Consider the following 13,162-nt stretch of genomic DNA (forward strand, 5'->3'; position numbering starts at 1 on the left):
TGTGAAACAAGAACCAGTTACTGCTTTAATTCATTCTTCTCGTAAAGCACCACAATATATAAATACTATACAGCCTCCCCTATTTCGTGCGTCAACAATTATATTTGAAAATACCGATGCACTATTTAATCGCCATTGGACAGATCGTTACGATTATAGTTATGGAACACATGGCACACCGACAACATTTACCTTAGGCGATCACATTGCTCAAATTGAAGGGGGTGAATATTGTTTACTTGCACCTAGTGGTTTATCTGCGATTAACATAGTCAATTCATGTTTTTTAAGTCATGGAGATGAAGTTTGGGTCGCAGACAATATCTATGGTCCCAACATGGAACACCTACGTCACCTTGAAAAAAGTTATGGCATTATTGTTCAAGTTTACAATCCAATTGATGCAGACTCATTCCAACCCAATGAAAATGCCAAACTGATTTGGTTAGAAGCCGCAGGTTCAGTCACACTTGAATTTCCGGATCTTGTTAATTTAGTCAAAAAAGCCAAAGCAAAGAAAATCCTGACGGCCTTGGACAATACTTGGGGAGCTGGTATAGCTTTTAATGCCTTTGATTTTAGTCATGAACATTTAAGCGTAGATATCAGTGTACATGCCTTGACCAAATACCCGAGTGGTGGGGGTGATATTTTAATGGGATCTGTGGTCACTCAAGATAAAGCTTTACATCATAAGCTGTTCCGTATGCATGCCATTCAAGGTATCGCGATTTCAGGTGATGATGCCGCACAAGTGCAACGTAGTTTGGCCTCAATGCAAATTCGTTATGAGCATCAGTCTCAAAGTGCTTTAAAGATTTTAAATTGGCTAAAAAATCAAAATGCGTTTGCTCAAATTTTACACCCTGCGGATTCTGACAATATAAGTCACACCTATTGGAACCAGACCTGTCAAACAGGACAAAGTGCTGGTCTTGTTAGTGTTATTTTTAAACCTGAGTTTGATATCAACAAAATCCGAAAGTTTTGTGATCATTTATCTTTATTTAAACTCGGTTTTAGTTGGGGTGGTCCTGTCAGCTTAGTCATGATTTATAATCTGAGTGACATGCGTCATTTAGAACGCGCACATCTAGAGCAAGGTCTATTGGTTCGTTTCTGTATTGGTTTAGAGCATCCAGACGATTTAATCCAAGATATTCAACACGCGCTTCAAGCCATTCAGGCTTAATACATAATATATGGGTCTTTGCTATATCAAATGATGGCAAGGGCTCTATACTCACCTCTAAACACGATTAAGCGCAGAGTTCATTCAGCAAAAAGTACATTTAGTTTTTACTTATTCCCTCTGCATTTCAGGAAACAATTCGCACCACCCTACATTCATATTCAACAATAAAAACAGATTTACAACATCATCATTTAATGCAATTTTGTATAACAACAATGATATAAATATTGAGTCAGATAAAAAACATCCAAACTCAAATTAAAGCTATAGGAATAACAATGGGTACACCAATCGTCATCGCAAAAAAAACTTCGGATACAACACAAGATATTGTATTACATTCACAATTTGCTAACCGTCACGGCTTAATTGCAGGAGCCACAGGGACAGGCAAAACCATTACCCTTAAAGTGCTTGCTGAAAGTTTTTCACGGATTGGTGTACCCGTATTTCTGGCTGATGCAAAAGGCGACGTTTCAAGTATAGCCAAAGCAGGTTCAACCAATCCTAAATTTGAAGAACGCATTAAAAGCTTAGGGATAGACAGTGTCCCTTTTGCTGCATCACCGACTATTTTTTGGGATTTATTTGGTGAGCAAGGACATCCGATTCGTACCACAATCTCTGAAATCGGCCCACTGTTACTTTCGCAAATGCTGAATTTAAATGACACTCAAGAAGGTGTGCTTTCAGCGGTGTTCCGTGTTGCAGATGATCAAGGCTTACTGTTAATTGATTTTAAAGATTTAAAAGCCATGCTGACCTATGTCAGTGAAAATGCTGCGGCTTTAAAAGCAGAATACGGCAATCTATCACCAGCAAGTTTAGGTGCTATTCAACGTAATCTATTGGCATTAGGTGATCAGGGCGGTCAACGTTTCTTTGGTGAGCCAAGCCTTGATATTATGGATTTTATCCAAACTGATGCCAATGGACATGGTTATATCAATCTATTGGCTGCGGATAAGCTGATGAACACACCAAAGCTCTATGCAACCTTTCTACTTTGGATGCTTTCAGAGTTATTTGAAAAGCTACCTGAAGTCGGTGACTTAGATAAGCCAAAATTGGTGTTCTTTTTTGATGAAGCGCATTTGCTCTTTGATAATGCCAGCCCAGCATTACAAGAAAAAATTCAACAAGTGGTCCGTCTAATTCGCTCTAAAGGTGTCGGAATTTATTTTATCTCACAAAGTCCATTAGATATCCCAGAAAATGTTTTAGGGCAGCTCGGTAACCGCGTGCAACATGCATTACGTGCCTTTACCCCTAAAGATCAAAAAGCAGTAAAAACTGCTGCCGATACCTTCCGTGCCAATCCAGAGTTTAAAGTAGATCAAGCAATTACAGAGCTAGCTGTCGGTGAAGCGCTTATTAGTTGCCTAGATGAACAAGGTACGCCTCAAGTGGTTGAACGAGCGATGGTGATGCCACCCTACTCATCATTTAGCCCAATTACTTTAGATGAACGAAAAGCATTGATGGCGCAAAGTATTGTCGCAGGTGTTTATGACAATGAAGTGGATCGTGATAGCGCTTATGAAATGCTACAACGTAAAGTTTCTGATAGCTCACAACAGCAGGTGGCTTTTGATGCTGTAGCTCAACAAGCCAAGCAATTAGAAGAGCTCACAAAGCAACAACAGACTCTCGATAAGCAACAAGCCAAAGAGCAAGAACGCTTAGAAAAAGAAGAAGCAAAAGCTGCAGCTGCGCGTGCCAAACTGACTCAAGATGTGATCGGAACTTTTGCTAAAAGTGCTGCACGAACTTTAGGCGGCCCTACAGGACAAAAACTGGTCCGCGGTTTGTTAGGTTCATTATTTGGTGGCCGTTAATTCGCTTAAACACAAATGTGAGGAGCGTTAGCGCTCCTTTTTTATTCTCTATTTTATAGCGCATGTTCTTGCTTATCTTTTCATTCGCTTATCTCGCTTAATCAAGCCATCTAAACATATCTAAAAAATCATTTAAAAAAATTTAAAAATAAGTCCAATGATTTCAATCAATAGGGCTTAAATTTAAAATAAACCATAATTATTTTATGTGTTTTTATTAAAGGTGTATTGCAAATACACTTTATAAGATGTATTTTAAATACATCTTATAAATGACAGCCAAGAGAGATCAACAATGACTCCGCAGCAAATTGACCTTGTAAAAGCAACAGTTCCTGTTCTTCGCGAAAATGGTGTAGCACTTACTGGTTATTTTTATAACCGCATGCTCGGCAATAATCCTGAATTAAAAGAAACCTTTAACATGGGGCATCAACGTAGTGGTGCACAGGCTCAAGCCTTGGCTGGTGCTGTTTTAGCATATGCTGAAAATATTGAAGACCCTTCAGTACTTTTGCCTGTGGTTGAACTGATTGCCCACAAACATGTCAGTCTGAATATTCAAGCACCTGATTACAACATTGTCGGTGAAAACCTATTACATTCAATTAGTGAAGTATTAACTATTTCGATGGAAGATCCATTGATTGATGCATGGGCTGCAGCTTATGGACAATTGGCCGATCTATTTATCAGTACTGAAAAAGCGATTTATGAGCAGCACCAACAAACTCAAGGTAGCTGGTTAGGTTGGCGTAAATTTAAAATCGTTAAAAAAACGAATGAAAGCGAAGAAATTACCTCTTTCTATCTTGCTCCAGTCGATGGCGGTACATTACCTAAATATGAAGCAGGTCAATATATTTCAGTGCGAGTATTTGTTGAAGCGTTAGGCTTAAAACAACCACGTCAATACACACTATCAACAAGTCCACAAATAGACTATTTACGTATTTCAGTTAAACGTGAAGATGAAAAAGGTGATTTGGCAAGTGGTTGGGTATCAAATACTTTACATGGCTTAGCTGAAGATTCAGAAATTGAAGTGTCTGCTCCAACAGGTAACTTCTACCTGATTGATAGTAGCAAACGTAATGTCTTCATTAGTGCAGGTGTAGGTTTAACCCCAATGATTGCAATGCTTAATCAATTGGTGACTTTAGACATGCCTCAACCAGCTAGCTTTATCCATGCATGTCGCAGTAGCCAAGTACATGCAATGAAACAACATATCCAAGAGCAAAAAACTAAATTCCCACGTCTCAGTACATTTACAGCTTATGAGTTCCCACATAGCGGTGATGTTATCGGCGAAGATTACGATGTGGCTGGTCGTTTAGACTTGGCAACACTTGATACTGCATTACTCCCACCCCATGCTGATTATTATCTTTGTGGCCCAATACCATTTATGCAACAACAACACCAAGCATTGGTGGCTCGTGGTATTAAACCTGAACAAATTCATAGTGAAGCGTTTGGTACGGGTGGTGCAGGTATCTAAATCTCCATTCGTTCTTTATAAGGCTGGTCTATGATAGACTGGCCTTATTTATTTCAGGATGAGATACATCTTTACCCATAGATGAGCAGCCTACATGCAACTAAATAAATTTACCGACTATGCCCTGCGCATCTTAATGTACATCGCGCCTCCAAAAGATATGCCTTATACAATTGCCGAAATTGCAGAAGATTTGCATGTTTCAGAAAATCACTTGGTCAAAATTGTGCATTTTATGGGAAAACAAGGTTGGTTAATTACCACACGAGGTAAAGGCGGTGGTTTGCGCTTAAACCCAGATATCTTAGAATTTCGCTTAGGGCATATTGTACGAATTCTCCAACGTGATGCACAAATTGTAGAGTGCAATACGCCACCTTGTGTGCTACGTCCACGTTGCGGTTTAAAGGGTATTTTAGATCAGGCCGTTGAACAGTTTTATCAAAGTCTAGATCAGTATACTGTTGCCGATGTTCTCCATGCGCCACCACAACATCCAAAGATCGTAAACTCACCCATTCCCAATCTCAATGTTTAAGTCACAAAAGCTCATCGTCCAGCATCCCAATAGCCAATATTTCAGTTAACACGATCAAAATTCGCTTGAATCTCCGACTTCCTTTATAATGCACTTTGTTTATCCGTTTATTGAAGTTGAAATATGCATCGCAGCAGTGGAAAGTCTAAAAATAGTAAGACCTCAAGCGCCCCTAAACAAAAAATCAGTTATGAAAAAAAGGCTGATCCTGCGATTTCAGAATACTCAACTTCATCTTTGAATTGGTTGCGTAAAGCTGAATTTCTGATGAGTGCGCCTAAACTGAATCTTTGTGTAGAAGATACTGGTTATGAAGTTGCCTTTGCAGGCCGTTCAAATGCCGGAAAATCAAGTGCTATCAATGCATTGACCAATCAAAAGCAATTGGCACGCGCGTCGAAAAGACCTGGCCGTACGCAAATGATTAACTTTTTTAGTTTAGGTAATCCAGATCAACGCCTTGTCGATTTACCAGGTTATGGTTATGCAGCTGTACCTGAAGCAATGAAAATTGTCTGGCAAAAAGAACTTGAGAATTATTTGATTCATCGAAAAAGTTTACAAGGTCTGGTTCTACTCATGGATATTCGCCACCCTTTACAACACTTCGATGTGATGATGTTGGAATGGGCATATTCACGTCACTTGTTTGTACATGTACTGTTGACTAAATCCGACAAACTCAACCGTGGTCCTGCCAGTAAAGTGTTGTTAGATGTACAACAACAGTTGAAGAAAATGAAGTTGAATTTTTCTATACAACTGTTTTCATCACTCAATAAGCAAGGTCTAGAAGAACTTGCGTCAATTATGGCAGGTCGCTTAAATTACACCTTAGACAAAACTTTAGATTTTGATATTGATGCAATTCCTGAAGCCACTGAAGATGATCTGGATGATGAGTTCATTGATCAGGATCAAGAATCCGAATTCAATAGTGAAAATATTGATGGAAATGTAGATGAAAATCCACAAGCATAAATAAAAAAGTCTTGTCTAACAAAATTCATCACATATTGATACTGGAATGTCCTAAATTGCTAATAACTATTTAGGACATTTTTTTATACTTGAATAATAAAGTGTGAAATCACCAAAGAAAAATTAGGACACTGTGATGAAGTTACTCGCTAAATTAAAGAACAGTCGGATTGGATCGTCTATTCAGTACCACATCAAACCACGTAAAGTGAAATTTGAATGGCAAGATACCCCTGTCGATTGGATTCCAAATCAGCCATTTGTCAGCTACTTTATCAATGAAATTAACAATATTCTCCCAGCAGGTGAATTTTGGTTCTGCCGTTTATACAATCGTGTTTTACCCAAAATCACAGATGAAAAATTAGCTGAAGATGTTCGTGCTTTTATCCGCCAAGAAGCCATGCATGCTCAAGCACATGCTTCGGCAAATAAAGAATACTTAACTGTGCGTAATATTGATATTCAACGTAATCTTGAGATTATGGATTTCTTGTTTGGCAAATTACTTGCAGATCAACCACTCGGCTTTAAAGTACCCAAAGTCCTCGATCATCAATGGGATTTGTTCCGCTTAGGTATCGTCGCCACTGTTGAACATATGACTTGTGTCTTGGGTAAATATGCACTTTATAATAAAAAATGGGCGGAATTGGGTGCAGATCCAAATATGCTTGATTTAGTCAAATGGCATGGTGCCGAAGAGATTGAACACCGTACAGTGGCTTTTGATCTATATCGCCATTTAGGTGGTGGTTATATTTCTCGTTATTATCAAAGCGTTATCGTGATTGCCGCTGTATTGGGCTTATGGGTTGATGGTGCTGCACATATCATGGGGCAAGACCCACGTTATGCAGATAAAAAGCCTGCATTCTATAAGCCTTGGATTTGGCGTGAATGGGCGAGTATCGCACAATCAGATAATCGCTTAATGCCGCATCCATTATGGCTAGTTTCACAGCAATTGGGCTATTTAATGCCTTGGTATGATCCCGTACATGAAGCTAAAACAGAAGATGCGATTGCTTATTTGGATCAATCTCCTGCGGCAAAACGTGCATTGCCTAGAGTTGCAGCATAATAACTATTGAATAGTGATACTGAAATCAAATAAAAAAAGCAGGATTTAGATCCTGCTTTTTTGGGTCAATCTTTTAGAACAAGATCCTAACCATACACTAGGTTGGACTTTCCATATCTTGGGTATTTCGGTCAACAACCACACTAATCATCATATCCCCTTGTACATTCACTACAGTACGTACAGTATCGAGAATACGGTCAATTGGCAGAAGAATCGCAATTGCTTCCGCTGGTAATCCCACAGATTGTAGCACCATAATCATAGTGACCATGCCCGCACTTGGAATACCCGGCGCACCCAATGAAGCAATCATCGCAGTCAGACAGACAATCACTTGTTGGGTAATTGATAACTCTAAACCCATTAAATTGGCAATAAAAAGCGCTGCTGCTGCTTCATAAAGTGCTGTTCCATCCATGTTTAACTGAGAACCGAAAGGAATCACAAAGCCTGCAATTTGTGGGCGCACGCCTAAATTTTCTTGAGTACACTTTAAACTCAAAGGCATGGTTGCAGAACTTGAACTGGTTGCAAATGCTGTAATTAATGCTGCACGCGTTCCTTTAAAAAAGGTAATCGGATCCATTTTTCCAAAGATCCATAACAACAATGGCAGAACTACGACACCATGAAATATAGTGGTTCCCGTAACAACAATAGCAAACTCAGCAAGACGGCTTAAAATAGAGATGTCTTCTGTTGCAATCAGCTTTGCCATCAAAGCAAAAATACCAATCGGCGCAACTTTCATCACCCAACCAACTAACATCATCATAATGTCAAAAAATTGACGTGCCAGTTGTTTGATTGAATTAAACCGCTCTCCGCCATGTACCAATGCCAAGCCCAATAACAAAGCAAACAGCACGACTGCCAAAACATTACCATCACTAAATGCTTTAAATGGATTGATGAGGGTATTTTGAATAAAATTGGTTAAAAACGAACTGGGGGTCAATGAATCTGGGCTTTTATGTTGATTCATTGCATCTTGAAACATTGCAATATCCACACCTTGTCCAACATTGAATAGATGTGTCGACGCTAAACCAAGAATAAGTGCCAATGTCGTTGTGGTCACACAACAAGCCAAGGTTATTTTCCAAACTCGACTGAGTTGACTACCCGCTTCTAAGTTTGAAACACCCACCAAGATTGAACTAAAAATAAGTGGAACCAAAAGCATTTTCAATAAACCAATAAAAATACTACTGGCGATGCTCAAACCATAAATACTGGCATCTAAAAATTGAGTATTGGGGAATTGGTTTAATAAAAATCCAAATGCCACACCAAGAATGGCTGCAATAAAAATTTGGGTGTTTAAACTCATCTTCGCTGACTATTATAAATATTTACACGTTGAACTATGCCATTGAAGTTATTTAGAATCGAGCATTTTTTTGTCACAAGCTCTGCTAAAAAATAGAAAAGCCATCACAGATGATGGCTTAATTTAGAATTAGAATCACAGCACAAACTATATTATTGATTTTCGATTTCACGTACTCGCATCAAACCTTCTTGCACCGTACTACAAACCAATTCGCCATTTTGCCACATACGACCAAAATTCAGACCGCGTGAATTTGCACTGACGGTTGCATCCATATCGTAGAGCATCCAATCATCTGCTTTTACTGGTTTATGGAAATAGATCGTATGATCAATACTGGCACATTGCAAACTTGGCGAGAGGTAATTGAGACCATGTGGGCGCAAAGCAGTCATCATCAAGGTATAGTCTGAATAAAACGCAACAATTGCCTGATTTAACGAGATATCATCCGCCTGTTCTGTAGTTAATGGCTCGTGCGTACGCAAGTAATGTGCATAAGACGGCGCTTCAGGTTGTGGTTGAAATGGGTTGGTCACATTGAGCGGACGAATTTCTACCTGACGTGGACGCATAAACGCAGCGCGAATATTTTCTGGGATAAAACTGATTAAATTTTCTTTAAGCTCTTGCTCAGCTTTTAATTCATCAGGTGCTGGATATTCTGGCTCAGCAATTTGATAATTCAAGCCTTCTTCAGGTGTTGCAAATGACACCATTGCAGAAAAAATGGTACGTCCATGCTGAATTGCACGGACTTGGCGGCTTAAGAAGCTTTTGCCATCACGTAAGCGATCCACCTCATAAATGATTGGGGCATTGATATCCCCGCCATATAGAAAGTATGCATGTAAAGAATGTACCGGGCGATCAGCAGTATATGATGCTGCTCGCAGTGCTTGCCCTAAAACTTGCCCACCAAAAACACGCTTACCAACTAAATTTCGACTTTGACCACGAAAAATATGTTCTTCAAGTTTTTCAAGGGTTAAGAGCTCTACAAGCTCTTGAGTTAAAGCATTCATAAGTGACCTTTCTATATACTGACTTTATTCCAACGGCTAGGACAAAGTATTCATATTTTAGAGATTTAACTCTATTTTGCCACAAATCCACAGTGAAACATTAAATTTTCATAAACCGTATTGTCACTTCTCTTGTGCTGATGGATTGTTTAAAATACGTTTTTTAACGATAAAATCTGACAAGCTACATGCAGTTTGTCAGAAAATGACATACTGTTCTGTGCTTTAATTACAGAAAATATTTTTTATCCGCTTTATTGCGTGATTCACCATTGGCTAGGAGTATTTATGTCCAAGAGTGGCTTTGGTCAAATGTATCGTCGACTTTCGAGTAAAATACTTGACCTTGTGGTAACACCACATGTTCTTGGAGAGGTTCCTACAGAAGCTCAACCTTTAGACCCTTCAACTGAAAATTCTGAGCTCATTCAGCCCCCAACTCAAAAAGTTGTCTGCTATGTTCTACAGAATTACTCACGAAGTAACGCTTTAGTTGTTGATGGTGAAACACGTCGTTTGCAGCTTCCTCCTGCACTTGACCCATTAATGATTGGCAATAGTCGCGAAAAAGCAGCGATTTTATTTTTACAACACCAAGATGAAAACAATTATTTTAATCCACCTACGCATGCTTATCCGCCGCGTTTAGTTCGACTGATTGAATCACTTGATCAAAATGCTGAATTAGATATTGAATTAATCCCTGTCACAGTACTGTGGGGACGTTCACCAGATAAAGAAGACTCTTGGTTTAAACTGTTATTTACCGACACTTGGGCAACGCCAAGTAAAGTTAAACAGTTGATGAACATTGGTTTACATGGTCGACAGTCATTCCTTGAATTCCATGAAGCGCAATCACTTAGAGCTTTAGTGGATCATGCGAAAATTGCTCATCCCAATATTTCACCAGCCACTTATATTGTCAATCAATTAAATGACTACTTAGATCGTCAGCGTGAGGTCATTCTCGGTCCAGATTTATCTGATCGCCGTAATGTCATGCAATCACTGATTAAAGCCCCTGATGTACAAGATGCGATTCGTAAAGAAAGTATTCGCTCAAAAATCAGCATGATAGATGCTGAACATAAAGCGATTGGTTTTGTAAACGAAATTGCATCCGACTATTCTGCATCTGCTGTACGCTTTGCAGATATGGCCTTGACTCGTCTGTGGACACAACTTTATGACGGCGTTGAAGTACATAACTTCAATACTGTGCGTGAGTTAGTCAAAGACTATGAAGTGATTTATACACCTTGTCACCGTAGCCATATCGATTACTTGTTATTGTCTTATGTGATTTATAAACGTGGCTTGATGGTGCCGTATATTGCCGCTGGCGATAATCTTAACATGCCATTTGTCGGTCAATTACTGCGTGGAGGCGGTGCATTCTTTATCCGTCGCTCATTCCGTGGCAATGCACTTTATACATCGGTATTTAAAGAATATTTATTTAGCATCCTATCTAGAAACACACCTCTTGAATACTTTATCGAAGGTGGTCGTTCACGAACTGGACGTTTGTTACCCCCGAAAACTGGCATGCTCGCAATGACGGTACATGGTCATTTGCGCGGCCGTGCCAAACCAATTGTCTTTATCCCAACCTATGTCGGTTATGAGCGCTTGATGGAAGGCGCAACTTATGTCGGCGAAATGAATGGTAAGCCAAAAGAAGCTGAATCCATTTGGGGAATCTTGCAAACCCTGAAAAAAATTGAGCGTATTTTTGGTAAAGTGCATGTCAATTTTGGTGAGCCTGTTTTCTTAGATGACTTACTCAAAGCACATGGCGCTGATCAAATCACCATTGAACATAATGATGATCCAATCCCACAAGAAGTCTCAGATGCAGTAACCAGCTCGGCAAATGCTATTCTGGAAAATATCAACCGTGCTGTGGTGATCAACCCTGTTTCGTTATTGTCACTGATTTTATTGGCAACACCAAAACACACACTTGATGAAGAAATCTGCATTAAACAGCTTGATACATATCGCAAGTTATTAACCGCAAATCCTTATGATAGCCGCACTCAGGTCACGCCATTATCAGGTAAAGAAATCATTGCCTATGGTATGAAGTTAAAATTGATTAAACGTGTTCAGCACGTCCTTGGCGATATTATTGCCATTGAAGATAATCAAGCCATTTTACTGACTTACTTCCGCAATAACATTTTGCACGCTTTTGTTTTACCGTCGTTGGTCGCAGCATTGGTGGAACATAATGGTAAGATCAGTAAGTCTGATTTACTCAATGTGATTCGCACCCTTTATCCATTCTTAAAAGCAGAGTTGTTCTTAAAATGGAAAGATAGTGAAATCAAGGCTCAAGTGACTGAATATGTCGATGCTTTGGCTCAAGCGAATTTAATTTTTGTCGATGATGAAGATTTTATTTTCAGCCCTGCGCCAAACTCAGAAGACCATAATCAATTGGCTGTTTTGGCTGCTCCAGTACGTCAAAGTCTTGAACGTTATTACATGACGCTGGCTTTAATTACTCAACGTGGCTCTGGGAATATCTCTATTCGCCAAGTTGAAGAATTAAGTCACTTGGTTGGACAACGTTTATCTGTATTGTATGAGTTCAACTCACCTGAGTTCTTTGATAAAGCGTTATTCCAAAGTTTTATGAAAGTCTTAACTGAACAAGGCTATATCAAAACCAATGAAGACCATGCCATTGTTTTTGATGAGCAGTTTAGAAATGTTGCACAATATGCCAATTTGGTGCTTGATGATGTAACTTTGCAAATGCTCCACCATATCACCTCATTTACAGATGAGGAGTTAAAAGAAGCTTTAGATGCTTTAGCCGCTCAACAAGCCAAGAAGCGTTTAAAACGGAAGAAAAAATAAAAGCTTTAAAGTGCCTTTTTTCTTTGGGAGAAGGTTGGGATGATTACCTCTCCCTAACCCTCTCCTGCAAGGAGAGGGAACTTCTCAAGACCTCAATGATTGAATAATTCTAAGACTCTACGAACTAATTTATAATTTTCAGATTCTAGTGTGGTATATCTAGCTACGAAAAAATAACTGTTTCATCAATTAAATTTATTATTTCTATTTTTAGGCTCTAGCCTCACCAACAACTTATCTGCTGACTAAATTTTACAGTAGCTTCCGAAACGTCAGACTCATTCTAGCCTGTTCAATATTTGATTTTGGAATACAATGTTGCCATTCCTCCTGAATCTGCTGACTCATATAAATTAAGCTGCCAGATGACAACAAATACTCAGAAGTTACCTCATAAGCATTTATTTTTCTAAATTTTAAAATCCGCTCACCACCTAAAGAAATAATCACAACACCAGTTCCCGAAACAAGGACATCTGTTTGATCCGAATGCCATCCCATACGCGCTTGACCATTCATATAATAATTAACAAGACAATTATTTGGTTCAAAACTCAAAGTCTCTTTAATTAAATCAATAATCGGTCTTATTTCACCCAAAAAAGGAGCTTCAGGATATGACATTTGAGAATAATTATAAGATTTACCAAAACTCGCAGTTTTACGTGCTGTCATACGCTCATCCCATATTATTTTTCTATTTAAAAGAGCAAATAATTTATGGTTATCTTTTAAAAAATCTTTAATATAAATAATATCTTCCACTTAAGTCTCGCTAATTTAA

General features: G+C 38.9%; 10 protein-coding genes. 7 read left to right on the forward strand and 3 right to left on the reverse strand.

The window, feature by feature from the left end; genetic code table 11:
• Position 1 precedes the first annotated feature (1 nt).
• The 6 genes from ACG916_RS06950 to ACG916_RS06975 all read left to right on the forward strand — a co-directional run bounded on the left by ACG916_RS06950 (position 2) and on the right by ACG916_RS06975 (position 7,140).
• Positions 2-1,192 carry a PLP-dependent transferase gene (locus tag ACG916_RS06950; RefSeq protein WP_336953492.1) on the forward strand — a complete coding sequence of 397 codons (1,191 nt, stop codon included), beginning with the start codon at positions 2-4 and terminating at the stop codon, positions 1,190-1,192.
• Positions 1,193-1,473: 281 nt separating this feature from the next.
• Complete coding sequence (locus tag ACG916_RS06955; protein WP_209827921.1) at positions 1,474-3,033, forward strand: helicase HerA-like domain-containing protein; 1,560 nt, start codon at positions 1,474-1,476, stop codon at positions 3,031-3,033.
• A gap of 295 nt (positions 3,034-3,328) precedes the next feature.
• Positions 3,329-4,537 carry an NO-inducible flavohemoprotein gene (gene hmpA / locus ACG916_RS06960; protein WP_419327705.1) on the forward strand — a complete coding sequence of 403 codons (1,209 nt, stop codon included), beginning with the start codon at positions 3,329-3,331 and terminating at the stop codon, positions 4,535-4,537.
• Positions 4,538-4,631: 94 nt separating this feature from the next.
• On the forward strand, positions 4,632-5,075 hold the full coding sequence (locus tag ACG916_RS06965; protein WP_419327706.1) for an RrF2 family transcriptional regulator: 444 nt from the start codon (positions 4,632-4,634) through the stop codon (positions 5,073-5,075).
• Between the two features lie 123 nt (positions 5,076-5,198).
• Positions 5,199-6,056: a ribosome biogenesis GTP-binding protein YihA/YsxC gene (gene yihA / locus ACG916_RS06970; RefSeq protein ID WP_004816856.1), complete on the forward strand. Its 858-nt coding sequence runs from the start codon at positions 5,199-5,201 to the stop codon at positions 6,054-6,056.
• Between the two features lie 136 nt (positions 6,057-6,192).
• Entirely contained in the window at positions 6,193-7,140 is a 948-nt protein-coding gene (locus ACG916_RS06975) for a metal-dependent hydrolase (protein WP_056512178.1), read from the forward strand.
• 97 nt (positions 7,141-7,237) lie between these two features.
• Here the strand turns inward: ACG916_RS06975 and ACG916_RS06980 are convergent, their stop codons facing one another.
• Both ACG916_RS06980 and ACG916_RS06985 read right to left on the reverse strand, forming a co-directional pair.
• Complete coding sequence (locus ACG916_RS06980) at positions 7,238-8,476, reverse strand: dicarboxylate/amino acid:cation symporter (RefSeq protein WP_336953489.1); 1,239 nt, start codon at positions 8,474-8,476, stop codon at positions 7,238-7,240.
• 152 nt (positions 8,477-8,628) lie between these two features.
• Positions 8,629-9,504 (reverse strand): acyl-CoA thioesterase, encoded by an 876-nt coding sequence (locus tag ACG916_RS06985; protein ID WP_336953488.1) that lies wholly within the window; start codon positions 9,502-9,504, stop codon positions 8,629-8,631.
• A gap of 288 nt (positions 9,505-9,792) precedes the next feature.
• Here ACG916_RS06985 and plsB point away from each other — a divergent pair, with 288 nt between their 5' ends.
• Positions 9,793-12,378 (forward strand): glycerol-3-phosphate 1-O-acyltransferase PlsB, encoded by a 2,586-nt coding sequence (gene plsB / locus ACG916_RS06990; RefSeq protein WP_419327707.1) that lies wholly within the window; start codon positions 9,793-9,795, stop codon positions 12,376-12,378.
• Between the two features lie 252 nt (positions 12,379-12,630).
• Here plsB and ACG916_RS06995 read toward each other — a convergent pair whose 3' ends face one another.
• Positions 12,631-13,143, reverse strand: a complete 513-nt coding sequence (locus ACG916_RS06995; protein WP_336953486.1) for an alpha-ketoglutarate-dependent dioxygenase AlkB — start codon at positions 13,141-13,143, stop codon at positions 12,631-12,633.
• Positions 13,144-13,162: the final 19 nt, after the last annotated feature.

Source organism: Acinetobacter legionensis, assembly GCF_048552295.1.
Taxonomy (GTDB): Bacteria; Pseudomonadota; Gammaproteobacteria; order Pseudomonadales; family Moraxellaceae; genus Acinetobacter.